This is a genomic window from Nocardia sp. CS682 (assembly GCF_004634405.1).
Classification (GTDB): domain Bacteria; phylum Actinomycetota; class Actinomycetes; order Mycobacteriales; family Mycobacteriaceae; genus Nocardia; species Nocardia ninae.
The window spans coordinates 7,620,038-7,644,978 of the sequence record NZ_CP029710.1 but is presented as its reverse complement, the minus strand read 5'-3'; the positions used below and the strand labels follow the sequence as shown (position 1 = coordinate 7,644,978).

At 68.1% G+C, this 24,941-nt stretch carries 18 protein-coding genes; 6 read left to right on the top strand and 12 right to left on the bottom strand.

From position 1 onward, the window contains the following. The first annotated feature begins 639 nt into the window (after positions 1-639). Positions 640-2,709, top strand: a complete 2,070-nt coding sequence (locus DMB37_RS34590; RefSeq protein WP_135236278.1) for a LuxR C-terminal-related transcriptional regulator — start codon at positions 640-642, stop codon at positions 2,707-2,709. Between the two features lie 178 nt (positions 2,710-2,887). On the opposite strand, the gene DMB37_RS34585 is transcribed toward DMB37_RS34590, so the two are convergent. Next, complete coding sequence (locus DMB37_RS34585) at positions 2,888-4,096, bottom strand: MFS transporter (protein WP_135236277.1); 1,209 nt, start codon at positions 4,094-4,096, stop codon at positions 2,888-2,890. A 74-nt stretch (positions 4,097-4,170) separates the two neighbouring features. Here DMB37_RS34585 and DMB37_RS34580 point away from each other — a divergent pair, with 74 nt between their 5' ends. Then, positions 4,171-4,929 carry a DeoR/GlpR family DNA-binding transcription regulator gene (locus tag DMB37_RS34580; protein WP_135236276.1) on the top strand — a complete coding sequence of 253 codons (759 nt, stop codon included), beginning with the start codon at positions 4,171-4,173 and terminating at the stop codon, positions 4,927-4,929. 7 nt (positions 4,930-4,936) lie between these two features. Here the strand turns inward: DMB37_RS34580 and DMB37_RS34575 are convergent, their stop codons facing one another. Beyond that, complete coding sequence (locus DMB37_RS34575; protein WP_135236275.1) at positions 4,937-5,449, bottom strand: hypothetical protein; 513 nt, start codon at positions 5,447-5,449, stop codon at positions 4,937-4,939. Between the two features lie 90 nt (positions 5,450-5,539). Between DMB37_RS34575 and DMB37_RS40805 the strand changes: the two genes are divergently transcribed. The 3 genes from DMB37_RS40805 to DMB37_RS34565 all read left to right on the top strand — a co-directional run bounded on the left by DMB37_RS40805 (position 5,540) and on the right by DMB37_RS34565 (position 11,800). Beyond that, positions 5,540-5,713, top strand: a complete 174-nt coding sequence (locus DMB37_RS40805; RefSeq protein WP_167769021.1) for a hypothetical protein — start codon at positions 5,540-5,542, stop codon at positions 5,711-5,713. Positions 5,714-5,796: 83 nt separating this feature from the next. Beyond that, positions 5,797-7,170, top strand: coding sequence for a DUF5933 domain-containing protein (locus DMB37_RS34570; protein WP_135236274.1), 1,374 nt, complete (start codon positions 5,797-5,799; stop codon positions 7,168-7,170). A gap of 232 nt (positions 7,171-7,402) precedes the next feature. Further along, complete coding sequence (locus DMB37_RS34565; RefSeq protein ID WP_135236273.1) at positions 7,403-11,800, top strand: MupA/Atu3671 family FMN-dependent luciferase-like monooxygenase; 4,398 nt, start codon at positions 7,403-7,405, stop codon at positions 11,798-11,800. Between the two features lie 30 nt (positions 11,801-11,830). On the opposite strand, the gene DMB37_RS34560 is transcribed toward DMB37_RS34565, so the two are convergent. The 10 genes from DMB37_RS34560 to DMB37_RS34515 form a co-directional block, all read right to left on the bottom strand. Then, the gene (locus tag DMB37_RS34560; RefSeq protein ID WP_135236272.1) at positions 11,831-13,537 is read right to left on the bottom strand and encodes a DUF885 domain-containing protein; all 1,707 of its coding nucleotides are present in this window, start codon (positions 13,535-13,537) and stop codon (positions 11,831-11,833) included. Between the two features lie 38 nt (positions 13,538-13,575). Beyond that, positions 13,576-15,084 (bottom strand): aldehyde dehydrogenase family protein, encoded by a 1,509-nt coding sequence (locus DMB37_RS34555; RefSeq protein WP_135236271.1) that lies wholly within the window; start codon positions 15,082-15,084, stop codon positions 13,576-13,578. 53 nt (positions 15,085-15,137) lie between these two features. Continuing rightward, the gene (ilvD, locus tag DMB37_RS34550; protein WP_135236270.1) at positions 15,138-16,844 is read right to left on the bottom strand and encodes a dihydroxy-acid dehydratase; all 1,707 of its coding nucleotides are present in this window, start codon (positions 16,842-16,844) and stop codon (positions 15,138-15,140) included. A gap of 176 nt (positions 16,845-17,020) precedes the next feature. Beyond that, positions 17,021-18,430 carry an AMP-binding protein gene (locus tag DMB37_RS34545; RefSeq protein WP_135237998.1) on the bottom strand — a complete coding sequence of 470 codons (1,410 nt, stop codon included), beginning with the start codon at positions 18,428-18,430 and terminating at the stop codon, positions 17,021-17,023. Continuing rightward, positions 18,423-19,025, bottom strand: a complete 603-nt coding sequence (locus DMB37_RS34540; protein ID WP_135236269.1) for an energy-coupling factor transporter transmembrane protein EcfT — start codon at positions 19,023-19,025, stop codon at positions 18,423-18,425. The genes DMB37_RS34545 and DMB37_RS34540 overlap by 8 nt, the downstream gene beginning before the upstream one ends. After that, the gene (locus DMB37_RS34535) at positions 19,022-19,702 is read right to left on the bottom strand and encodes an energy-coupling factor ABC transporter ATP-binding protein (RefSeq protein WP_135236268.1); all 681 of its coding nucleotides are present in this window, start codon (positions 19,700-19,702) and stop codon (positions 19,022-19,024) included. Before DMB37_RS34535 ends, DMB37_RS34540 begins: the two co-directional genes overlap by 4 nt. A gap of 28 nt (positions 19,703-19,730) precedes the next feature. Further along, entirely contained in the window at positions 19,731-20,858 is a 1,128-nt protein-coding gene (locus DMB37_RS34530; RefSeq protein ID WP_135236267.1) for a thiolase family protein, read from the bottom strand. Further along, positions 20,855-21,970, bottom strand: a complete 1,116-nt coding sequence (locus DMB37_RS34525) for a class I adenylate-forming enzyme family protein (protein WP_135236266.1) — start codon at positions 21,968-21,970, stop codon at positions 20,855-20,857. Before DMB37_RS34525 ends, DMB37_RS34530 begins: the two co-directional genes overlap by 4 nt. Next, positions 21,963-22,547 carry a biotin transporter BioY gene (locus tag DMB37_RS34520; RefSeq protein ID WP_206055072.1) on the bottom strand — a complete coding sequence of 195 codons (585 nt, stop codon included), beginning with the start codon at positions 22,545-22,547 and terminating at the stop codon, positions 21,963-21,965. Before DMB37_RS34520 ends, DMB37_RS34525 begins: the two co-directional genes overlap by 8 nt. 94 nt (positions 22,548-22,641) lie before the next feature. Beyond that, on the bottom strand, positions 22,642-22,923 hold the full coding sequence (locus DMB37_RS34515; RefSeq protein WP_107655509.1) for a DUF2277 domain-containing protein: 282 nt from the start codon (positions 22,921-22,923) through the stop codon (positions 22,642-22,644). Positions 22,924-23,433: 510 nt separating this feature from the next. Here DMB37_RS34515 and DMB37_RS34510 point away from each other — a divergent pair. Further along, the gene (locus DMB37_RS34510) at positions 23,434-24,846 is read left to right on the top strand and encodes a family 2B encapsulin nanocompartment shell protein (protein ID WP_135236265.1); all 1,413 of its coding nucleotides are present in this window, start codon (positions 23,434-23,436) and stop codon (positions 24,844-24,846) included. Positions 24,847-24,941 lie beyond the last annotated feature (95 nt).

The window sequence follows — 24,941 nt, the reverse complement described above, 5'->3', positions numbered from 1 at the left end:
CGGAAACCCTACGAAATAGACCCGTATGTGAGCTAACCGACACTGATCGGTGCGCGACGGTGGCCGCGTGCAGCCACGTAGATCACGCGATCGATGTCGGTATCTTCCAGCGGCCCAAGGCATTTCGACCCCCGAACGCCAGGCTCCGCGGCCGTGAGCGGCGAATCAGGCTGTCCTCTCAGCATTTTCACAGTCCAGGGCAGCCGCGCGGGCGGGTCGGGCTGTCGGCGAGCACGCCTACAGTGCGCCCGTCGTTCGCGCTTCGTTCCGTTCCGTTCCGCAGCGGCGCTCGGGCCAACGGTCGCGTGCACGCACTTCGGACGCTCGTTTCTGCTCCGCCTATGCGGATCCACCGCTGCTACACAGCGAGCCGACGTTCACCATCTGCGCCGCCTACCGGGCGGAACGTCACTGTCCGTAGGTTTTCCGCAGATATGACAGCGTATTGCTCATTCGGATGCAGAGTGCACCGAAGATCTTGACAGCATGTTCAGCTCGCGATGCACTGTGTGACGCAAGATTGGGTGGGGAATGCTAGCCGATCGAGGTCGACCACGTTCCCGCGTTGCCGTGCGGAGCGACCCTCACCTTTTTCAGCAGGGCGATCGGCGCGACACGCTGGAGGCACAAGTGAGTCGAATGCATTCCACACAACATCCGACTTGCCCGGCAGGGTCCGCGCTGCCGCCCGGGGTCGCGCTGCACCGTCCCGAACGCCTCGGCTCGAATGGCAACGCCCGCTTGCCGATCGGTGATCTCGAGATGCGGCGGGTCGCGCAAGCGATCGCCGTGCTCGACGAGTCGGCCACTCTCGCACGCGTCGCCAGACTGCTCGAGGCCGCGGAATCCGCCATCCGGCCCGTCCTCGGTCGCCTGACCGCCGCAGGCCTGATCGACGCCACGACCACCCGGTTCCATCAGTCCGAATTTCGCGAGCGCGTGCTCCGGCACACCGCGGTCGACGCCCGCAAGAGACTTTCCCATCGGGCCGCCGGACTGCTGCACCTCGACGGCGAATCCCCGCGCACGGTGGCCGGACTCCTGCTCGACGCCGGCTATGCGCGGTACCCATGGGCGGCGGCGGTGCTGCTCGCCGCCGCCGATGACGCGATGCTGCAGAACCAGATCTATCGCGCGGTCCAATGCTTGACACTCGCCTATCGCGTCAGCCTGCACGCCGCCGATCGTGCGGACATCTCCGCTCGCATGTTGTCGATCGAGTGGCAGGTCAAGCCCTCCCCTACCACCCGGGCCTATCTGCGGACCACCGCCGCCGCTCGAGCCGGACTGCTCGATGAGCGTGTGCTGCGCTTCCTGGTCCGCTACGCACTGTGGCACGGGCAGGTCGACGACGCGCAGGTCGCGCTCGAAGCACTCGAACGCTCGGCGTCCTCCGACGCGAACTCCGACGAGGTGGCCTTCTTCTATGCCTGGCTGGCCTATACCCATCCGGATATGGCGGCCCGGGGCCCGCGCGAGATCGAGCCCGCCAAGGACACCGGTGCCCCCGCATCGGCCGACCGGCAGGCCGCGACGGTGCTGTCCGCGATCACCACCCGAGAACCCATCGGCCACATCGCGATTGCCGCTCAGGAGCTGTTGACCGAGCATCGGTTGAACCCCGCGACCGTCGAACCGCTCGCCACCGCAATCGACGGACTGGTGCACGCCGAACGGCTCGACCTCGCACAGACCTGGTGTGATGTTTTGCTGGCCGAGGCGAACGCGCGCTCCGCGCCCACTTGGCAGTCGGTGTTCGCGGGATTGCGCGCCGAAGTGTCGCTGCGCCGCGGCGACCTGACCGCGGCCGAGCACTACGCCCAGCGCGCGTTGAATCAGGTGGCTGCCAAGAATCTCGGCACCTGGGTCGGGAGTCCCGTTGCCACGCTGATCCGCACGTTGACCGCGGCCGGGCGGTATCGCGAGGCACAAACGCAGCTCGATCGCGCCATGCCGCTGCCGATGTTCGCGTCCCGGTTCGGGCTGCGCTACCTCCATGCCCGCGGCCATCTCCATCTGGCGACGCACCGGTTCCATGACGCCATCGAGGACTTCCGCACCTGCGGTGAACTCATGCAGCGCTGGCAGATCGACCTGCCCGTCATGGTGCCGTGGCGAAACGATCTGGCGCAGGCGTACTCGGCGATGGGTGACAAGGACAACGCCCGTACCTACGCGCGGTTGCACATCAGCCATTTGGGGCGAGCCGACGCCCACCGGACCGGCGGTGTTTCGTTGCGTCTGCTGGCGGCGGCCAGCACGCGACAACAAGACAGACTCGTCCTGCTTCGCGAGTCGGAAGCGATCGCCCGGGTATACGACGATCAGCTCGAAATCGCGCTGGTACTACAGGATCTGGCCGACGCCTACCAGCGCACGGGCCAGCCGGATCGGGCGCGCGCCCTGCACCGCAACGCCGACCGCTTGGCCCGCCGGTGTGGCGTGAAGCCGTTGTCCGGCAGCGCCGCAACCGAGGAGCCGCCCGTCGCTGTTCGATCGTCGGCGGAGATCCGGTCCGCACTGAGCCCGGCCGAGCTGCGAGTGGCCACCCTCGCGGCGGACGGCGAACGCAACCGGGACATCGCCGATCAGCTAGGCATCACGACGAGCACCGTCGAACAACACCTCACCCGAGCATTCCGAAAGTTGCACGTGGGCAGCCGATCCGAGTTGCGCTTCGCGATGCGCACGGATGACCTGCTCAGCTGAGACACCCACGCCGTAACGGTCTCCGTGGTCGCCTGCTCGGTCACCGTCTTTTCGGACGGCGCCGTGGTGGTCATGCTCAGCGTCGCGAGCTCGCTGTCGAATGTGGTCGGCGCGATCATGGGGCATGCCCTGCTCCGGATCCCGGGAGAGAGCGGCTGTTCTAGGGGAGGGCGGGGGTCTAGTGGGTGGTTTGGAGGGGGTCGGGGGACTTCCAATCGGTGGTTGGCTCCGCGGTCGAAGAGGGTTGGGGGCGTAGGACGTTGGCGGTGGTTGTGGCTAGGACGCAGAAGGCTACGGGGAGTAGGAGGATGATGTTGAGGGGGGCTAGGTGGGTTAGGGGGCCGATTATGGCGGGGCCGGCTAGGACGCCTAGGTAGCCGAGGCCTGCTACTCGGGCTACGTTGGCGCCTGCGGCGGTTCGGTCGGCATGGCCTGCGGCGCTGAAGAGTTGGGGGACGCAGCCGGAGAGGCCGGCACCGAAGACGGTCCAGCCGAGCAGGGCCAGGGGAATCCACGGGGACAGGGCGGCGGTCAGCAGGCCGAGGGCTGCCAGGGCTGAGCCGTAGCGCAGGACGGCGATGGAGCCGAAGCGGGTGGCGATGCGGTCGGCGAGGAGTCTGCCGACGGTCATGGCGGTGGCGAAGGCGCCGTAGGCCAAGGCGGCAGTGGCGGCGGGTGCTGCGAGGACGTCGCGGAGGTGCAGGGCGCTCCAGTCGTTGGCTACGCCCTCGCACAGCATCAGCAGGAGGGCGAGACCGGCGAGGAACCAGATCCGCCGGGGTGTCGTCCGCCGCTCCCCTGCCGCGGAAACTTCGACGGCAGAAGAAGTTTCGGTTCGGAGCAAGGCTGGTGCGGCCGCTGCGGCGCCGACCAGGCCGAGCAATGCCGCAAGACCTAGCGCGGTCGCGGGGCTCCAACCCCAGCTGAGGGTGCGGGCGCCGACCAGTGCTGCCAGTACACCGCCGAGCGAATAGGTGGCGTGGAACGCGGACATGACCGAACGCTGGTATTCGTGTTCGACCTGGACGGCGTGGGCGTTCATGGCGACGTCCAGGCAGCCGTTGCCGAAGCCGAGAGCGAGCAGCGCCGCCCCTAAGGTCCAGGCGTTCGTCGACATGCCGGGTAGGACAACCGCGGCCGCGCACAGTGCCGCGCTGACCGGGACGACGATGCGGGCGCCGAAGCGATCGGCGAGCGGACCCACCAGCCGCATGCCTGCGAAAGCTCCCGCGCCGAGCAGCAGCAACAACCAGCCGAGCGTCGCGTGCCCGATCCCGACCCGCTGCTCGACGGCGGGAATGTGGACGACCCAGATCCCGATCAGGAAGCCGTTCAACGCGAAGTAGGCGAACGTGGCCAGTCGAGCTGCCCGCAACGATCTCTGCATGGTTTCGAACATAACGCACAGATTTGATGTTTGAAAGATTGATTTTCCAACATGAAAAGTGTTCTATGACAGCTGTGGCGAGCGTAGACCGACTGAAACAGATCACCGAGGCCGTGCGTGCAGCGGGCCAGCTCGGAGTGGCCGAACTAGCCGAACGCACCGGCGCCTCGGAGATGACCATCCGCCGCGACCTGGAGACGTTGGCCAGCCAGGGCATCCTCGAGCGCTATCGCGGCGGCGCCCGCACCCTGCTGCTGCGCGGCGACGAACCCCCCTTCGCCATGCGCGTGCATGAGGGTCTGGAACTCAAGCAGCGCATTGCCGCCGAGGTCGCCGGGCTCATCGCCGACGGCGAGTCGGTCGTTCTCGACAGCGGCACCACCTGCCTCGAAGTCGCCCGCGCGCTGGCGCACCGACGGCTGACCGTGCTGCCGCTGTCGTTGCACGCGGTGAACGCACTCACCGACGCACCCCAACTGACACTGCTGGTGCCCGGCGGCAAGCCACGCCCCGGCGAGCTGGCATTGACCGGCCCGCTCACCTTGGCATCACTGGCCGCCTTGCGATTCGACACCGCGATCCTCGGCTGCTGCGGATTGACCGCGACCGACGGACTCACCGCTTACGACCTGGACGACGCCGCCGTCAAACGCACCGCGATCGCCTCGTCCCGCCGCGTCATCGCGGTCGCGGACGCCGCGAAGCTCTCGCGCACCGCCCTCGCCTTCGTCGCACCGGCCGCCGCCCTGCACGCCGTCGTCACCGACCACACCGCCGCGCCCGAGGACACCGACGCGCTGGCCGCCGCCGGCGTCACCGTGCGACGAGTGTGAACAAACCTCAGACGATTTCGAGGTCGTAGGTGACCTCGACCCAGAATCCACCGGGCTCGTACTCGCCGCCGAGGGTGAGGATGTAGTCGCCGCGGCGCAGATCGTCCAGTCTGCACCAGAGCCCCCAGGCGTTCGCCCGGTAGCGGCCCGCCGGACCGAACGGCGCGTCGGGCACCGCGTCGACCAGGAACGGGCTGCGATTGGCGACTTCGCGCAGCGGCAGGGTGACGCCGTTCAGCTCCGCGTGCCCGCTCGCCGTGGGAATCACCGGAACCCGCCGCGCGAACAGCGACGACTTCTGCAGGATATTGAAGGCGGGGAAGAAGATCGGGCGACCGAACGGCACCGAGCACTTCCTGCTGACCTTGCCGCCGAACGTGCCTGCGAGAAACCAGACGTCCGCAGGCTGCTCCTCGCCCGCGAACTCTCCGGTCTCGTCACTGACCGGATTTCGGTCGGCGGGTATCGCCATGGCCCACTGCCACCATCGAGCCGCGAACTCGATGTCCCTACTCTGCATAGCCACCCACCTTGATCAACAAGCCTTGAACGATGGTCAGGATAGCCAGGTGCCCCGTTTGGGCCCGAGGCCGCCGGGTAGGCGGGGGCCATGACTGTGAGAACGACACATCGCGCCACGAGGCCGCGTTTGGAGCGGGGCACAGCATCACTCGAATCGCTGCTCAGCGCGATCGTCACCGCCGGCGTACTGATCATCAACTCGGTCGGGGCGACCGCGACCGCCGGTCTCGGCATCATCTCGGCGCTGGTCCTGATGCTATGAACCGGTAGGTTGCCGCGTCCGCGTGAGCGGCGCGGGTTCACGCGGGCGCATGATCACGTTCACACCGTGTTTACGATGTCCGAATGCTTATTCACGACGCGCCGGGAAGTTCGCCCCCACCCGCCGAGCCAGCGGGTGCCGCGCGGCTCCCGGAACGTCGCGTCCGACCCTCGACCATCTGGTGTGGCATTGCCGCCGCGGTGCTGGTGCTGGTGGCGGGTGAGCTCATCGCCGCGCACATCAACGCGCTCGGTCCGCTGACGAGTCTGTTCCGCGATTACGTGGGCAGGCCGAAGTCCGCGACCACCTCGTGGGCGGGGTTCCTGCTCGCGCTCGTCGGCGTCACCACCCGCGTGCGGGTGACCGCGCTGGCCGCGGCGATCGCCATCGACGTGGTGTTCGTGGCGATCCGGGCCGTCGAGGGCAGGCTGTTCACCGTCGGCAACGGTCCGACCATCGTGCTCACCGCGCTCGCGGTGATCGCCGCGGTGCGCTGGTCCGGCGAGCGGCGTCGAACGGCGTTGCGCGCCATCACTTTCGGCGCCTTACTGATCCTCGCGACCAAGGTCGGCGAGATCTGGCTGGACATCACCGCGTGGGCCTGCCCGCGGGTGCTCGATCCCTACGCGCAGCTGGCCGACCATGCGCTCGGCAATCCCTCCTGGCTCGTCGGGCATGCGCTCGACATCGCGGGACCGGTACCGCTGAGTGTGGTGCGCTGGGTGTATTTCGAGCTTCCGGTCGCGGCCATCGTCGTCGCCGTCTGGCAGCTGCGCAACGTGACCACCGGCGAATGGCCGCGGCACCATCTGGTGCGAACCTTCTTGGCGCTCGGCCTGATCGGCCCGCTCTTCTACGTGATCTTCCCGATCGTCGGGCCGATTCTCGCCTTCGGGCCGCAGGGCAACGGCCTGGAGATCGCCGACGTCTGGCCGAATATCGTTCCACCGCTGCCGTTTTCCGTCGGGCCGATGCCGTTCGACGGCATCACTCCACGCAACTGCATGCCGTCGCTGCACACCGCGTGGGCACTGTCGCTGTTCATCCACTCCCGCCGCGGCCCACGGTGGTTGCGCTACGGCGGCGCCTTCTGGCTGGTCTGCACGCTCATCGCGACCCTCGGGCTCGGCGCCCACTACGGCGTCGATCTCATCGCGGGCGCCGCGCTGTGCCTCACCGTCGAATCGGTCCTGCGCGACCCCGACCGCGGCTGGGACCACTACCGAATCCGCGTGGTGGCCTTGGGTATCGCCACCTTCGCCGCCACCCTCCTCGCCACCCGCTACCTGGCCCCCACCATGGCCGCCCACCCGCTCATCGCCGGCTTTGCCCTGCTGGCCATGCTCGCCGCTCTGTCGGCCACCTTCTACGCCACCTGGTTCGCGCCGACACGTCCCGGGAAAGCGCAAGCGGCGCAAGCCGAACCGGCAGCGGCCGAAAATTCGGTGGTGCGCTGAGCTGAATGCGCTGGTGCGCGGGCACGCATCGCCGGTGGCGGCACTCGTCGGAGCCGCTGTCTGCTGACGTGCCGCCCGGGTTCTGGTGCCCGATGTTCTGAGGGCTTGTTCCGATGCGGGGGCGCACGTTCACTTGTCGTGGATTGTGTCGAGTCGAGACGAGTGATCGTGAGACCTGTGCGCCGCTGGTCGGTGCGCCGCCTATGCCCACGGTTGCGGGGTTGGAGGTGCTGTGGCCGGGCAGCGTGGGACGACTTTGCTGGGGATACTGGGCGATCGAGCGGCGGAAACGCCTGATCGGGCGGCGTATACGTATCTGTCCGACGGCGGTAAGGCGCAGACGCTCACCTATCGCGAGGTATACACCGCAGCGGCGGATCTGGCGACGAAGGTACAGGCGGTCGGTGCGCCGGGTGACCGGGTGCTGGTTGTCTCGGTATTCGGGCCGCAATTTCTGACGTCGTTCTTCGCTTGCGTAGTGGCGGGGAGAATTCCGGTTCCGGTCGCGAATCATCAGCCCGGAGCGGTTTTCTCGGACATGTCGGCGTTTGCGGCGTTGGCGGTGGATTGTGCACCGTCGGCGATTCTGGCACCGCGCGCCGTGCTGGATGAGTTGCGCGCGGCGAGCGCGGAGTACCCGCCGCTGAGCCGGCTGGCGTGGCTCAGCAGCGACGAACCGTCGGGCCACATCCTGGGGCAGGCGGCGGCGCCGGCGCCCGACGAAATCGCCTTCCTGCAATACACATCCGGTTCGACGCGCGCCCCGCGCGGGGTGCTGGTGAGCCACGCGAACCTGACGCACAATCTCGCCCTGATCGAGGACGCGTTCGGACACACGCCGGAGAGCAAGGGCGTCATCTGGTTGCCGGCGCACCACGACATGGGGCTCATCGGCGGGCTGTTGGAGCCGCTCTACGCGGGCTTCCCGGTGGTGCTGATGTCGCCGGAAGCCTTCATCCGCGACCCGCTCACCTGGTTGCGCGCCATCTCCGAGCACGGCGGCACCACCAGCGGCGGACCGAATGTCTGCTACGACTACAGCGTTCGGCGGGTGTCTTCCGACGACGTCGCGACGCTGGATCTGAGCCGGTGGGAGGTCGCGTTCGTGGCCGCCGAGCCGATCAATCCTCGTGCGCTGCAACGCTTTGCCGACCATTTCGCGCCGGCCGGGTTCCGGCCGGAGAGTCTGCTGCCCGGGTACGGTTTGGCGGAATCGACCCTGTTCGTCAGCGTGACGCCGCGCGGTGCGGGTGTGCGGTCGACGCGGCTCGCCGGACGCGATGTGGTCAGCTGCGGGGTGGTCTCGGGTGGCCGCGCGATCATCGCCGATCTGGACGGGCGCACCCGCCTGGAACCCGGTGAGATCGGCGAGATCTGGCTGACCGGGCCGAGTGTCGCCGGCGGGTACTGGGGCAAGCCGGCGGAGACCGAGGAGGCGTTCCACGCCCGGCTGCCCGGCGATACGGTCACTTATCTGCGCACTGGAGATCTCGGGTTCCTGCACGGCGACGAGCTCTTCGTGACCGGGCGGGTGAAGGAGCTGATCATCATCCGCGGGCGCAATATCGCCCCGCAGGACGTCGAATGGTCCATCGAGACACAGCATCCGGCACTGCGCCGTGGGCGGTGCGCGGCGGTCGGGCTCGAGGTCGACGGTGATGAAGTGCTCGCGGTGCTGCTGGAGGTCGACGCGGGCAAGCTCGACGTGACGCTCGCGGAGCTGGAAACGTCTATCCGGCATACGATCTCGCACGCTTATGGGCTCGACACCCACCGCGTCGTCTTCCTCTCGCCCGGGCAGTTGCCGAGAACGACCAGTGGCAAGGTGCAGCGACTGAAGGCCCGAGATATGTTCCTCGGTGAACCCGAGAGCGTTGCGGCAGAGCCTTCTTCTGTGCTCGACCAACTCACCCGGTGGATGGCGAACCAAATAGGTGTCGAGCCTGCCGCATTGGCTGCAGAGAAGCCGATGACCGCGCTGGGATTGGATTCGGTGAAGGCCAGCGAGTTCGGCAGTTATGTCGAGCGCGAGTTCGGCTATCCGGTCTCAGCCGAGAAATTGTTCGAAGGGCTGACCATCGCCGGCCTGGCGGCTGAAATCCTCGGCGAGGTTTCGGGTAAGGAATCGACGCCCGATACCTCTGCTCGCACCGAACCACCCAGCGCTCCAGTCGAATTCAGCCTGTTCTTCTTCGCCAGCGATGCGAACCCGGAGAACGCGAACCGATACGGACTCTTTCTCGACTGCGCCACTTTCGCCGACGAGCACGACTTCCGTGCGGTGTGGTTGCCCGAGCGGCACTTCCACCGGTTCGGCGGGCTGTTCCCGAACCCAGCGGTGCTGGGCGGGGTGCTCGCGCGGACGACCGAGCGGATTCGGATCCGCGCGGGCAGCGTCGTGCTGCCGCTGCACGATCCGGTGCGCGTCGCCGAGGACTGGTCCGTGGTCGACAATCTCTCCGGTGGTCGCGTCGACATCGCGTTCGCCACCGGCTGGAATCCCGACGACTTCGTCTTGGCCGCAGCGGATTACCCCGACCGCGAGCAGGTGATGCTGTCCGGTGCGGACAAGGTCCGGCGGCTGTGGCGGCGCGAAGCGCTCACCCTGCCCAATGGCAAGGGCGAGCAGATCGAGGTTCGGACCTTCCCGCCGCCGATCCAGCCCGAATTGCCGCTGTGGATCACTTGCAGCGGCGGGATCGGCCGCTTCGAACAGGCCGGGGAGCTCGGCGCCAATGTGCTCACCGCGCTGCTGTTCCAGGATGTCGACAAGTTGCGTACCAAGATCCAGGCCTACCGCAAAGCCCGTGCGGCGCACGGGCACGACCCGCAGGCCGGCCATGTCACCCTGATGCTGCACACGTTCCTGGACCCCGATGAGCAGACGGCCAGGCAGGTGGTCGAGCAGCCGTTCAAGGACTACCTTCGCGACTCGGTCGACCTGTGGCGGCGGGGCGCGGAACCGTTGAACAACCTGAGCGAGGCCGAGCAGGATCGTGTGCTCGACTATGCGTTCGCTCGGTACTTCCACACCAGCGCTCTGCTGGGCACCCCGGAACATGCTGCCGAACTGATCGATGAACTGGTCGCGGCAGGCGTGAACGAGATCGCCTGCCTGGTCGATTTCGGGGTCGACCAGGCGCAGGTGCTCGGCGGGCTGCGTCATCTCGCCGAGTTGCGAAAGCGGTGGCCCGCCAGCACATCTCAGCCCACCGACCCGACGCAGGCCGACCCCACGCCGAACCAGCCCGCCAGCACGGCGATCCAGTCCCCCACGGCGCTCAGCCGGCCCGGCCACACGCCGATCCAGCCGACCTCGACACCGAACCTGTCCGACCACACGGCAATCCAGTCCGACCGCACGACGGCACCGCCCGGCCCGGCCCAGCAGGACCTCGGCGAGTCCATCCGTAACCGGCACGCCTTGGCTCACCGCAACAGCGGCGGCGTCCTGGCCAAGGCCCGCGATTTCGACCTCGCCCGCCGGTTGCGCGAGGCCGACCTGTTGCCGTTCTATCCGGACCTGAGCGACTCCGACGGCGCCACCTGCCGCTACGAAGGCCGCGAGCTGATCATGCTCGGCTCCAACAACTATCTCGGCCTCACAGCGGACCCACGGGTCAGACAGGCAACGGCCGACGCGGCACTCCAGGACGGCCCGAGCGTCACCGGTTCCCGCCTCATGAACGGATCGACCCCGGCGCACGGCGCCCTCGAACGCAAGCTCGCCCGCTTCCTCGGCCGACCGGACGCGCTGCTGTTCACCACCGGCTATCAGGCCAACCTCGGCTTCCTGTCGGCCTTCATGGGCGCGGGCACCGTGCTGGTGGTCGACGAGGAATGCCACGCCTCCATCTACGACGGCGCCGCCATCGGCGGATGCAGGCTGATCCAGTTCCGGCACAACGACATCGCCGATCTCGACCGCCGACTCCGCACCGAGCTGGGCGGACGCCCGGCCATGGTCATGGTCGACGGCGTGTACTCGATGTCCGGCGATATCGCCCGCCTGGCCGAGATTCGCGACGTCTGCGACCGCCATGACGTACCGCTGGCGGTCGACGACGCCCACGGCCTCGGCATGATCGGACGGACCGGTCGCGGCGTCGAGGAGGAACTAGGCCTCCCCGGCACCGCCGACATCCTCACCGGCACCTTCTCCAAAAGCCTCGCCTCCGTGGGCGGCTGGCTGGCGGGCCCACAAGACCTGATGGACTGGGTGCGCTATTACGGCCGCTCCCAACTCTTCTCGGCCTCCATACCACCCCCCGCGGTCGCCGCCGCAGCCGCCGCGCTCGACATCCTCGAAGCCGAACCCGCCCGCATGACGAAACTCCGCGCGCTCTCCGCACACTGGCGCAAAGGCCTGTCCGAGTTGGGTTTCGACACTGGAACCTCGCGCACCACGATCGTCCCGGTATTCATCGGCGACGAACTCCAATGCCTCCGCTTCGCCAAACACCTACTCGACGAAGGCGTCTACGCCAACTGCGTCCTCTCCCCAGCCGTCCCCGCCAACCGCGCCATGATCCGCACCACCGTCACCGCCGTCCACGACCTCCACCATCTCGACCGCGCTCTCGCGGTCTTCGCCGAGGTCGGCCGCGAATTGGGCGTCATCGGCGAGTAGCTGCGGCAAGGCGGATTGCCGAGCGGACTCTTACAGCGCGGCGAGTTCGGTGACGAGGTCGTCGAGGCCGAGGGAGCCTTGGGAGAGGGCGGCCATGTGCCAGTCCTTCAGGTCGAAGGTTTCTCCGCGGGCTTCGGCGGCGGCTGCTGCGGCGGCGCGTCCGCGTAGCCAGGCGCGTTCGCCGAGTTTGTAGCCGATTGCTTGGCCTGGCCAGCCGAGGTAGCGGGTGAATTCGCTGTCGAGATAGTCGTCGGTTTGGCCGAAGTAGCGGCCGAAGAACTCTCTGGCGTTGCCGGGTTCCATCGGCTCGCCGGGGCGGTATGGGGAGTCGGGTGGGTAGTCGAGGCCGACGTGCAGGCCGATGTCCAGGATTACCCGCAGGACGCGCAGCATCTGCACGTTGAGGTAGCCGAGCCGGTGGCCGGAGTCGGTGAGGTAGCCGAGTTCATCCATCAGGCGCTCGGCGTACAGCGCCCAGCCTTCGGAATTGGCGCTCACATTGCCGACGGAGACCTGATAGACCGAGAGCTGGTCGGCTACGTAGATCCATTGCGCGAGTTGGAGGTGGTGACCGGGGACGCCCTCGTGGTACCAGGTGGAGATCAGGCTCCACACCGGGATTCGGGTGCGGCCGAGGGTCGGTAGCCAGGTACGGCCCGGGCGGGTGAAGTCGAGGGAGGGCTCGGTGTAGTACGGGGCGGCCGCACTGCCGGGCGGCGCGATCATCGACTCGACCCGCAGCAGTGGTTCGGCGAGATCGAAGTGGGTGCCTTGTAGATCGTTGATGGCTTTGTCGATCAGGTCCTGGAGGAAGCGACGAGCGTTTTCCGCACCGTCGAGCGCTTGACCTTCTTCCTCCAGCCAGTGCATGGCTTCCATCGGAGTCGAGCCCGGCAGTACCTTGTCCGCCTCGGCCCGCATCTGGGCGTCGACCTCGTGGAATTGCTCCCATGCCCAGTGGTAGGCCTCGTCGAGGTCGAGGTCGGCGCCGTTCCAATAGCGGGCCCACCGCTGATAACGCTCCCGGCCTACCGTGTCCGGAACGCCGACGGCTTTGGGGCCGTAGACATCTCGCAGCCAGTCACGCAGTTCCGACACCGCGGTCGTGGCTTCGACTGCGGCCGAAGCCAATTCGGCACGTACCGATTCCGGGGCCGCGCCGACGAAATCGCCGAACCAGCCACCCGGCTCGTCCCCCACCCACTCGCCCAATTGCTGTACCACGGTGCTGACCTGCCGAGGTGCGGCTTGCAGTCCGCGATCGATGCCTTCGGCCAGGGTGGACCGATACTGGCCCAGTGCGGTCGGCACGCGGCGCAGTCGGCGGCCGACGGCCTGCCACTGCGCCTCGGTGCCGGTCGGCAGCAGGGTGAACAATTCGCGAAGCTCGTGCACCGGCGATGCCAGGTTGCGGATCGCACGGAAATGTTCGCCCGCGTCGTGCACGGCCAGTTCAGCCGTCAGGCGCTCGCGCAACAGCTTGGCACAGCGCCGTTCGACCGCGTCGGTAAAGCCGCCGGACGGCTCGGTGGCGTCGAGCTCTGCCAGGGCGGCGCGAGCGAGTGCGGCGGTCGCTTCGAGTCCGGCCGGGGAAAGGTCGGGGAGCCGATCGTCTTCGGGGTGGCGTCCCAGGCGCGCCGCGACCAGCGGATTGTGCTGGGCCAGGGCGTCGACATACGCGTCCGCGATGCGGCGCGCGGTACGCGTGTGAGTCGAATCGATTGTGGTCTCGTCCATTTCATCGACTCTGCTCGAAACAGGCGCTCATGACAAGGTCAGCCGCGACCGTAGAGCACTCGGGCCAGTGCGGTGAGCACCCGATTGTCGAGCGGGCGACGCGTGAAGGTCGTCGTCCGCACCGGACTCGAAAACCGCTGGCGAGTAATGGCTTTGGCAGCGGTCCACTCGCGCAACCCGTCCGGTCCGTGGATGCGGCCGAAACCCGAGTTGCCGACCCCGCCGTACGGGAGCGCGGGCACACCGGCGTAGGCGACCACCGAGTTCACCGACGTCATCCCGGACCGCATGCGCCGCGCGATATCCATGCCGTGGGCACGACCGAATACCGCACCGCCGAGGCCGAAGCCGGTGGCGTTGGTCTTGGCCAGCGCCTCCGCCATGTCGGCGACCTTGGTGATGACCAGCACCGGCCCGAAGGTCTCCGCGCGGACAACCAGTGCGTCTTCCGGCACATCCACCAGCACCGTCGGCTGAATGTAACGCTCACCGATCCCGTCGAGTCCGCCGACCACTGCCCGGCCACCGCGCTCCACCGCGTCGGCGATGTGCTGCCGGACGACCGCCACCTGCTCGGGCATGGTGATCGGCCCGATCGGTTGTCCCGCACCGGCTTTCAGACTCCCGGCAATCGCGACGACCTTGTCCAGGAACGCCTCGTAAACCCGCTCGTGGACGTACGCGCGCTCCACCGAGATACACACCTGACCGGCATTGCTCATCGCGCCCCACACCGCCGCGTCGGCCGCCGCCGCCAGGTCGGCGTCCGCATCGACCACCAGCGCGTCCGAAGCACCGGCGTCGACCAGCACGGGCGTGAGCGTCTCGGCGCAGGCGGCCAACACCTTTCGCGCGGTGGGCAACGACCCGGTGAAACTGATCTTGTCGACACCGGACCGGCACAGCGCCTCCCCGGTCGCGTCGGCGCCGGTCACCGTCTGGAACAGCCGATCGTCCCCGGCGACGCGACCGAAACTCTCGGCCAGCCACTCCCCGATCCCCGGCGTGTACTCACTGTGCTTGAGCACCACGGTATTTCCGCCGGCGAGCGCGTAGGCGGCCGTCCCGACCGGACCGAACACGGGAAAGTCCCACGGCCCCAGGATGCCGATCACCCCGAGCGGCCGATACTCCAGCCAGGCCGCCTGATTCACCATGAACGGCCCGGACGCCACGCGCCGCGGGCCGAGCACCTTGCGCGCGTGCTTGGCGGCCCAGTCGATGTGCTGGACCGCGACGATCACCTCGATCGTCGCGTCCGCCCGCGACTTTCCGTTCTCCGCGTGCACGAGATCTTCCAGCTCCGCGCGACGCCGCAGCAGCGCCGACCGCCACGCGGTGAGTACCCGCCTGCGCTCGTCGAACCCGGTGTCGGCCCACGACGCCTGCGCCTCGCGGGCCCGCCGCACCGCCGCGCCGACCTCGGCGGCGGAGTGGACCGGATAGGTGCCGATCACCGCGCCGCGGGCCGGATCGAACGACGCGAAACTCTCCCCGACCGCGGCGGTGAAACCCTCGACCGCCACCTCGGACTGTCTCTCGATCACTCTCGCAGTGTTATCGACCGCTCCGCTGTGCGAAAGACGTCAGTCGAAGGGGCTCAGCCGCAGACGGCACCATAGGACGCCGACCCGACCAGCTTCGAATACTTGGCAAGCACACCGCGGGTGTAGCGGGGCGGCAACGGACCCCAGCCCTCGCCGCGGCGCGCGAGCTCGTCCGCCTCGACGAGCAGGTCGAGGGTGCCCGCGCCGACATCGAGCCGGATCTGGTCGCCGTCGCGCACGAACGCGATCGGACCGCCGTCCACCGCCTCCGGTGCCACGTGTCCGACGCACAGCCCGGTGGTGCCGCCGGAGAACCGTCCATCGGTGAGCAGCAGCACGTCCTTGCCGAGACCGGCGCCCTTGATGGCCGCGGTGATCGCGAGCATCTCGCGCATGCCCGGACCACCCTTGGGGCCCTCGTAGCGGATGACCACCACGTCACCCGCCGCGATGGTGCCGTCCTCGAGCGCGTCCATCGCCGCCCGCTCACGGTCGAATACCCGTGCGGTGCCGGTGAATACATCGGAGTCGAAGCCCGCCGACTTGACCACGGCGCCGCCGGGCGCGAGCGAGCCCTCGAGGATGGTGATGCCGCCGGTCGGGTGGATCGGCGAGGTCATCGCGCGCACCACCTTGCCGTCGGGGTCCGGCGGCGCGATCTCGGCCAGGTTCTCCGCGACCGTCCGCCCGGTCACGGTCAGGCAATCCCCGTGCAGCAGACCGGCATCGAGCAGCGCCTTCATCATCACCGGCACGCCGCCGACCCGGTCCACGTCTGTCATCACGTGCTGCCCAAAGGGTTTCACGTCGGCCAGGTGCGGCACGCGACGGCCGATGCGCGCGAAGTCCGCCAGCTTCAGGTCGACGTTCGCCTCGTGCGCGATCGCGAGCAGGTGCAGCACGGCATTGGTGGAACCGCCGAACGCCATCACCACGGCGATGGCGTTCTCGAACGCCTCCATGGTCAGGATGTCCGAGGTCGTGATGCCGCGCCGCAGCAGCTCCACCACCGCTTCACCGCTGCGCCTGGCGTAGCCGTCGCGGCGGCGGTCGGTCGCCGGCGGTGCCGCGCTGCCCGGCAGCGACATGCCGAGCGCCTCGGCCGCACTGGCCATGGTGTTGGCGGTGTACATGCCGCCACAGGCGCCCTCGCCGGGACAGATGGCCCGCTCGATGGCGTCCACGTCCTCGCGGCTCATCAGCCCGCGCGAGCAGGCGCCGACCGCCTCGAACGCGTCGATGATCGTCACCTCGCGCTCGGTGCCGTCGGACATCTTCGCGATGCCGGGCAGGATCGAACCGGCGTAGAGGAACACGCTCGCCAGGTCCAGCCGTGCGGCGGCCATCAGCATGCCCGGCAGCGATTTGTCGCAGCCCGCGAGCAGCACCGAACCGTCGAGCCGCTCGGCCTGCATCACCGTCTCGACGCTGTCCGCGATCACCTCGCGCGACACCAGCGAGAAGTGCATCCCCTCGTGGCCCATGGAGATGCCGTCGGACACCGAGATAGTGCCGAACTGCATCGGATAGCCGCCGCCCGCGAACACGCCGTCCTTGGAGGCCCTGGCGAGCCGATCCAGCGACAGGTTGCACGGGGTGATCTCGTTCCACGAGGACGCCACCCCGATCTGTGGCTTCTCCCAGTCGTCGTCGCCCATCCCGACCGCGCGCAACATGCCGCGAGCAGCGGTTTTCTCGAGGCCGTCGGTGACGTCGCGGCTACGTGGCTTGATATCGGGGGCGTTCGGATCAGTGGACACGATCCCCCATCATCCTCTCCCCGCCTCGCAACCTCACCACCCCACGCCCGAAACTGCACACCGCACGACGTGCACACCCTTTCGATAGCCCGCACACCCGCCTAGAGGACAGCGGGTATGCGGCCTCGGTGGGTCACTCGCCGGACTCGCCTCCGAATCTTCCGAGGGCGGGCAGGCTAGCGGGCGGGATTGTCTTGCGCGTGCGCCCGCTGATCGGCGGCGAGAGCTTCGGCGAGGGCTTGCCGGTCGAGTTTGCCGCGTGGCGTGCGCGGCAAACTGTGCAGCGTGAGCAACTGGACCGGGATGCTGGGGCTGGGCAGGGTTGCGCGCAGGTGCCGCCAGATCTCGTCGGTGGTCGGTGCGTAGGCGTCCACCACGATCGCTGCGGCAGGAGCCTCGCCCATGCGGGCGTCGGGGATGCCGATACAGGCGGCTTCGGCGATCCCCGGCAGCGCGGTGAGTGCGGCCTCGATCGCGGCAGGTTCGACGTTCAGGCCGGCTCGGATCAGCATTTCGCTCTCCCGGCCGAACAGGCGCAGCCGATTGTCGGCGACCGCGCCCCGGTCGCCCACCGTCATCCATCCGTCGACGGGTCCGCCGGTCACGCCGTGCTCGGTCAGGTAACCGTCGAACAGCATGTCGCTGCGCACGAATACCAGTCCGTCCCGGATATCGGCTTCGACGCCGTCGAACAGTTCGCCCGCCGATTTCTCGTCGGTGTCACCGAGTCCCCGGTCGAAGGATACGAAGCTCAGCTCGGAGGCACCGTAGAAATGCACCAGGGACGCGTTGGGCAGGATCTCTTGCAGCGCTTGCCTTCCCGTGCGCGGCCACCGTGCCGCCGAGGACAGCACCTCGCGGACACTACCGATCGGGCCGGTCCCCGACCGCACCACGTCCCAAGCGATCGTCGGGACCGAATACAGATGTGTCGCACCGTCGTTCAGCGACTGCACGACCGGTCGCAAGTCCACCGTCGCCCCTCGGGTCAGGGCATGCAGCGCGCCGTACAGGAAGTGCGTGTGATCGAGCACGCCTGGCGCCGAGACAAGGTCTCCGTTGCCGATGTCGAAGGTGGCGTCGGAGCGGTCGAGGGTTGTCGCCCACGATCGCTGGTTGCGCACGAACAGTTTCGGCGCGCCGGTGGTGCCGGAGGTGATGCCGACCAGCAGCTCGGTGCCGGGTCGGGCACGACCGGGCACTCCCGCCGATGCCAGCGTGGCAACGGTCTGAATGTCGCCCTCGAACCCCATCTTCCGCAGCCGACGATGCTGCGGTGCCGACGCGACGACGGCACCGGGTTTCGCGAGCTCGAGCACCGCGCTGAGCTGGTCCGCCAGCAGATGCCGGTGCAGCAGCACGATACTGACACCCGCGTACGCGGCGGCCGCCACGGCGACCAGCGACTCGACATCCGAAGTCGGCAGCACCGCAACACGATTCATGCCGCCGAGTCCCGCCGCGGTCCGGGTGGCCCGAGACCAGAACTCCTGATAGTCGATGCTCTCACGAGCGGATATCACCGCGGACGAGGCCGGATACTCGGCGGCGCACCGGGCGATGCGCTCGGCCAGCAGCTCACTCATCATCCACTCCGCGCGCAGCAAGCGCGTCACCCATCGCGTCCGCGGTGCGCAACGCCCGCACCAGCACCGGCGTCACCAAGGCCGTCATCGACCATTGCAGCCCGCGGGCCCGCCGTGCCTCGCCCACCTCGTGCACGATGCCCGCCAGCAAGGGCACACACCGAATGGCAAGCGCGAGTAGCAAACCGACCCGCTCCGGGTCGACACCGATCCGGCGCAGCGGCCCGAGCGCCCGCGTCACGGTGTCGAGCAGGTCGGTCACCCGCGTAGTGAGCGTGACCAGCGCCGCGAGCGCCACCGAGATCAACAGCACGCCGCACACGACGACGGCCCTGGCGGGCGAGGTGATCAGCACCTGGAACACCGCGATGATCACCAACATCCACACCATCGGCCGCAGTTGCGCCACAGCCACGCCGAACGGAATGCGCGCCAGCGCGAACAACCCCGCGACCACCACCCCGACCAAGCCGACTTGAATCGGGCTGCGCACCAACACCGTTGCCGTCACGATCGACACGATCAACAGCAACAACTTCACCCCGGCGGGCAACCGGTGCAGCAACGAGTCACCGGGCCGGTACAGCCCGATCATTCGACCAGTTCCCGATAGGCGGGGACGGCGGCGGCCGGCGTTCCGTCGAAGGCCACGAGACCGTCATCGATCACGATGACCCGCTCGAAACTGTCCAGCAGCGCCAGCTGGTGCGTCACGACGATCACCTGCTGATCCATCGCATCCAGCGCGTCGGCGACCACCCGGGCGTTGCGCAGGTCGAGCAGGGTCGTCGGCTCGTCCGCGATGATCACCTCGGGCCTGCGGATGAGCACCGCGCCGATGGCGAGCAACTGCTTCTGCCCACCGGACAGCAGGTGCGAGGGGTGGTCGCCGTGTTCGTGCAGGCCGAACCGGACCAGCATCTCCTCCACGCGCGCGGCGATCTCCTGCTTGCTCAAACCTGTTCGGCGTAGCGAGAAGGCGAGGTCTTCCGCGACCGTCGGCATCACGATCTGGGTGTCCGGGTCGGTGAACACGAACCCGACCTTGCGCCGCACCTGCGCGCCCTTGCGCGCCGCGTCGACACCGTCCACGGTGACGGTCCCCGACGCCGGTGCGAGCAACCCGTTGATCATGCGCGCCAGTGTCGATTTACCCGAGCCGTTGGCGCCGATGATGCCGACCCGACGCTCGGTGATCCGAAGGTCGATGCCGCGCAACACCTTGCGCTCGCCGAAGTGATGACTCACCGACGAGAAGACGATCTCGCTCATGACTGCGCCTCGATGACCCGTGGTTCGCTCACGACACCCGCTCCACCAACATGGCGATCCCCTGCCCACCACCGATGGCGCACGCCGCGAGCCCCAGCGCGGGCCCGCCCGCACCCAACATCTGACTTGCCAACCGCACCAACAAAATAGCGCCCGACGCGCCCCACGGATGCCCCATCGCGATGGCACCCCCCTGCGGGCAGATCCGCGATTCGTCCAATCCCAGTTCGTCCGACACCGCCAGCACCACGGTAGCGAAAGCCTCGGTGATCTCGATGATCCCGAGCTCGCTCACCTCGACCCCGGTGCGCCGCAGCAGCTTCCGTATCGCGGGAACCGGCCCGAGACCGGGGTATGCGGGATCGGATCCGGCCACCGCCGACCCGACTATCCGCAGCGCGGGCAGACCGGAGGCCAGCGCCTCGCTGGTCACCGCCAGCACCGCCGCACCGTCGGAGATGCCACACGAGTTGCCCGCCGTCGCCGTCCCCTCGACGCCGAAACTGGGCCGCAACCGTGCGAGCCGAGCCTCGGTGAGCCCCGCGCGAATCCGTTCGTCGCGGCGCACCTCGCCGATCGGCACGATCTCCGCCGAGAAGTCGGTCGCCGCCGCGAGGCTGTGCGAACGCGCCGCATACGCGTCCTGCCGCTCCCGGCTGATGCCACGCACGCGCGCGAGATCGTCGGCGGCCGCCCCCATGTCGGGATCCGGAAAACCGTGTGGCGCAAAAGGAGCCCGGGTGTAGCGCACCGGCTCGACATCCGCGACCGGCGGCCAGAACCGCCACGGCGCGGTGCTCGCCGACTCGACGCCGCCCGCGAGAATCAGCTGGTCGGCCCCGCTGCGCACCCGCAGCGCCGCCTGCATCACCGCGTCGAGACCGGACCCGCATTGCCGATCCACCGTCACACCCGGCACCTGCACACCGAGCCCCGCGTGCAACGCCGCGATCCGCGCCGGATTGCCGCCGGGCCCGAGGCAGTTGCCGAGGACGACATCGTCCACCTCGGCTGCCACGCCCGCGCCGCGCAGCGTCGAGAGCACCTCGCGCAAGACCGGCGCCGCCAGGTCGGTGGTCGTCAGCTCGGCGAACCCGTGCCCGGCATTGCCGATCGGCGTCCGACGCGGCGCAACCAGAACGGGAACCGAATTCATGCCAGCAAGTCTTTCAGCTGACCTCTGGCCACTTTCCCGCTGGCCGTCCTCGGCAGCGTCGGCAGCGGCACCCAGCGCCGCGGCATGGCCTCCTTCATCAGCAGGCCGCGCGCCTGCGACCGCACCGCATCGATCCCGACGCCGTCGAGTTGTACTGCGGCCGTGACGATCTCGCCGAACACCGCGTGCGGTGCCCCGACCACCGCGACCGCGGCGACACCGTCGAGCGTCCCGAGGACGCGTTCGACATCCTCGGCGACGACCGTCGTGCCGCCGACGTTGATCGCGGATTCCCCCCTGCCCCGGACCGTGAGCTCGCGGTTCGGGCCGAGCTCGGCGAGGTCGCCCACGCTGAACCATTCGGGAGCGCCGAGCACGCGGTACGGGGTGCGGACATAGAGCAATCCGTCCCGAATATCGGCATCGACGCCGTCGAGCAGGCGCAGCGGCTCGGGCACCCGCCGTGCCGCGACGAGCGAGACCTCCGCGGATCCGTAGTACTCGATGAGCTCCAGGCCGTCAGCCGCCGCTTGCGCGCCGTCGTCCAGGGCAATGCCCGCCACGATCGCCGTTCGCAACCTCGGCGCCTTGCGCACCACGTCCCGAAGCACCGCGGGCACCGCGTGCACAACCGTGGCCCGCGACGGATCGTCGGTGACGCACGCGCCGCGCCACAGCGCGTGCAGCGCACCGAAAAGGTGCATCGTCGCGTGCAAGGGACCGGTGATGAGCACGCGGTCGGTGGCCTCGACGCCGGTGATCGCGGTGAACGCGGGAAAGCTGTCGAACCAGGACGCCGCGGTGCGGGCCAGCGGGCGCGGGCGGCCGGTGGAGCCCGAGGTCGTCACCAGCAGGAACGCCGAGGACGGAATATCCGAGCGCGCGGGACGCGCCTCGGGATTCTCCACGAGCACCGGGACACCGCGCCGAGCCGCCGCGCAGATACAGATCAACGCGTCCGGCACCGGCAGCGCCGACGCGTCGTAGACGGGCGCACGGTCGCGTTCGACCCACTGCTCGATCGCAGCGTCGAGTTGGCCGTAAGTGTAAGTGCGGCCGTCGATTTCGAGGGCGGGCCGATCTGCGGCGCCGCCGAGTTCCGGACTACGCACGGATCAGGCCGGGGTACGCGCGATGCACACCCTTGGCGACGACCGTCGCGACGACAACCTTGGCCAGGTCGCCGGGGATGAACGCGAAGTTGGTGCTGATCGCGTGCGGGAAGTCCAAGTCGGTGCGCAACAACAGCCCGATGGTGCCGAAGAGGTAGATGACCAGAATCCCGCCGAACGCGTTGATCAGCAGACCGAGCGCCAGTGGGTACTTCGGCAGAATCCGCGCGGTCAGCAGGCCGATGACCAGCGCCGCGGGCGCCCACCCGACGAGGTATCCGGCACTGGGCCCGGCCATCGCGGTCAGTCCGGTGCGGCCGCCCGACAGCAGCGGCAGGCCGATCATCGTCAACGCGAGAAAGACCAGCACAGCGGCCGTTCCCTTGCGCGCGCCGAGCACCGCGCCGGCCAGGATCACGCCTAGCGTCTGCACCGTGATCGGCACACCGCTGAAGCCGACGGTGATGGCGCCGGGCAGGCCCATCGCCGCGATCAGCGCTGCGAATACGGCGATCTGTGCGATATCGCGCGCCGAAAAGGCGACCCTCGACCCCCGAGAGTTCTCGACTCCGTCCACGACGACTTCCTCCCGCTACCAGCTTGAACGATGTTCAAGATAGCAGGCGCGCCGCTAGCGGGCACACGCGCGCAGGGCGTCGGCGAGCGCGCGGTCAGTCGTGCGAGTGCGCCCTGGCCTGGATCCGCGCCTGCACCTCGGGTCGGCGCAGTGGCGGCACCGACTTCGGCGGCACCTTGCGATCCGGCAGTTGCGCGAGCAGCCGGGCCGTGACCGCCGCGATGTCGGCGACGGCGGCATCGACCGCGGGCTGGGTCGCGGCCGAGATGCTGGACAGCCCGCCGACCTTGCGTACGTACTGCAGCGCGGCGGCCTGGATCTCCTCCGGCGTCGCCGCGGGCTCTAGTCCCCGCAGGGCAGTGATGTTTCGACACATACCTCGAGGCTAATCCGCCTGCGCCCCGCGCACCTGATACCCGAGCACTCGAGACTCGGCCGGATCGGGCGGACGACCGCTGTCGCGCACACTGCACGGCGATGTGACCTGCACCGTCGCACGACGCCATTGCCGTCGGGTAGCCAGCGCACTGCCGAGCCCCGCGCGGCTCGACAGCTAGAAGATAGCTGCCGACCGCCATTTTGTCTCGACTTTCCGGAACCGCGACGAAGCGTTATCAACCGTTGTCCCAATCGAATACGTGTCGCAACCATCCGAATAATAACGACTAATCTTCGAATTTTCGCTGCGTCCAACAGGTTCCGCGCCTTAAGATCGACAGCGTCTGAAATGCACTGTCATATCGCAACATTCGCTCGAGTGACCGTCCGCACCCGGCCTATCGCCGCCTGCCGACCTGCCGTGCACAACCGTCGAATCTGAACGATCACCTATTCGGACTTTCAGCGCCGACCGTCCATGGTGACCATTTCGAGGTGAGGATCAAATATGACAATCGAAACGCCAGTGTCTGCTTCCGCTGAGACCAATGGACGCAAGAGTCTCAGTACCACCGCCGCGCACCAATTGGCGACCACCACCAAATCCGAACCCCAGATGCAGGGCATCACCTCCCGCTGGCTGACCAGAATGCTGCCGTGGACGCAGGTCAACGGTGGTGTCTACCGGGTGAACCGCCGACTGACCCACACCATCGGAAACGGCCGGATCGAGTTTTCGGTCGACGGCTCACAGGCCCGGGTGATCCCGATGGAGCTGCGGGAGATGGCGGCGCTGCGCGATATCGACGACGAGGAAGTACTGCGCGCACTCGCGCGGCGATTCGAACAGCGCGAATTCGAACCGGGTGCGGTGGTAGCCGAATTCGGGTATCCGATGAATCAAGTGATACTGATCGTGCACGGCAAACTGGCCAAAATGGGCTCCGGCGAATACGGCGAGCCGACCATGCTCGGCACCCTGGCCGGCGGCAACTATGTCGGCGAGCAGAGTTTCACCGACTCCTCGGCCATTTGGCCGGCCACCGTCAAGGCGATCACCAAGAGCATCGTGCTGGTCCTGCCGCGGCAGGCGCTGGACGAAGTGCTCGACCACGTACCCGCACTCCGCACGCAACTTTCCCAGGTCGCCGCCGCAGCCGCTCGACCACAGAACAAACAGGGCGAAGCGAATATCCAGATCACCTCGGGCCACGCGGGTGAACCCGAAATCGACGGCACCTTCGTGGACTACGACGTCCGTCCGCGCGAGTACGAGCTCAGCCTCGCGCAGAGCGTGCTGCGCGTGCACACCCGCGTCGCCGATCTGTTCAACGACCCGATGAACCAGACCCAGCAGCAGCTGCGGCTGACCATCGAGGCGCTCTACGAACGCCGCGAGGACGACCTCGTCAACAGCCCCGACTTCGGCCTGCTGCGCAATTGCGATCTGAAGCAGCGCATCTACTCCGAGTCGGGCCCGCCCACCCCGGACGACATGGACGAGCTGCTCAGCATGCGGCGCAGCACCAAACTCTTTCTCGCACACCCGAAAGCGATCGCCGCGTTCGGTCGCGAATGCAGCAAACGCGGCCTGTACCCGGACACCATCGATATCGACGGTAACCGGGTACCCGCATGGCGCGGAGTGCCGATCTTCCCGTGCAGCAAGATCCCGGTCAGCACCAACCAGACCACCTCGATTATGGCCATGCGCACCGGCGAAAAGGATCAGGGCGTCATCGGTCTGCACCAAACCGGGCTTCCCGACGAATTCGAGCCGAGCCTCAACGTCCGTTTCAAAGGCATCGACGACCAGTCGATCATTTCCTACCTGGTCAGTTGCTACTACTCGGCGGCGATCCTGGTGCCCGACGCGCTCGGCATTCTCGACAACGTTCTGGTCGCGCGCCAAGCGGACTGACCCGACGATCAGCGACCTCGATGTCTTCGACGCCGCGGCGGCCGAATGCCGAGCAGCCGCGGCGTTCCCGGTCGTCGGACCCGGACTCCGTGTCC

Excerpts from the sequence above, each read along its gene's own strand:
- DMB37_RS34590 (WP_135236278.1), top strand. The coding sequence starts at position 640 with ATGCATTCCACACAACATCCGACTTGCCCGGCAGGGTCCGCGCTGCCG.
- DMB37_RS34585 (WP_135236277.1), bottom strand. The coding sequence starts at position 4,096 with ATGCAGAGATCGTTGCGGGCAGCTCGACTGGCCACGTTCGCCTACTTC.
- DMB37_RS34575 (WP_135236275.1), bottom strand. The coding sequence starts at position 5,449 with ATGCAGAGTAGGGACATCGAGTTCGCGGCTCGATGGTGGCAGTGGGCC.
- DMB37_RS40805 (WP_167769021.1), top strand. The coding sequence starts at position 5,540 with ATGACTGTGAGAACGACACATCGCGCCACGAGGCCGCGTTTGGAGCGG.
- DMB37_RS34570 (WP_135236274.1), top strand. The coding sequence starts at position 5,797 with ATGCTTATTCACGACGCGCCGGGAAGTTCGCCCCCACCCGCCGAGCCA.
- DMB37_RS34560 (WP_135236272.1), bottom strand. The coding sequence starts at position 13,537 with ATGGACGAGACCACAATCGATTCGACTCACACGCGTACCGCGCGCCGC.
- DMB37_RS34545 (WP_135237998.1), bottom strand. The coding sequence starts at position 18,430 with ATGAGTGAGCTGCTGGCCGAGCGCATCGCCCGGTGCGCCGCCGAGTAT.
- DMB37_RS34540 (WP_135236269.1), bottom strand. The coding sequence starts at position 19,025 with ATGATCGGGCTGTACCGGCCCGGTGACTCGTTGCTGCACCGGTTGCCC.
- DMB37_RS34535 (WP_135236268.1), bottom strand. The coding sequence starts at position 19,702 with ATGAGCGAGATCGTCTTCTCGTCGGTGAGTCATCACTTCGGCGAGCGC.
- DMB37_RS34530 (WP_135236267.1), bottom strand. The coding sequence starts at position 20,858 with ATGAATTCGGTTCCCGTTCTGGTTGCGCCGCGTCGGACGCCGATCGGC.
- DMB37_RS34515 (WP_107655509.1), bottom strand. The coding sequence starts at position 22,923 with ATGTGTCGAAACATCACTGCCCTGCGGGGACTAGAGCCCGCGGCGACG.
- DMB37_RS34510 (WP_135236265.1), top strand. The coding sequence starts at position 23,434 with ATGACAATCGAAACGCCAGTGTCTGCTTCCGCTGAGACCAATGGACGC.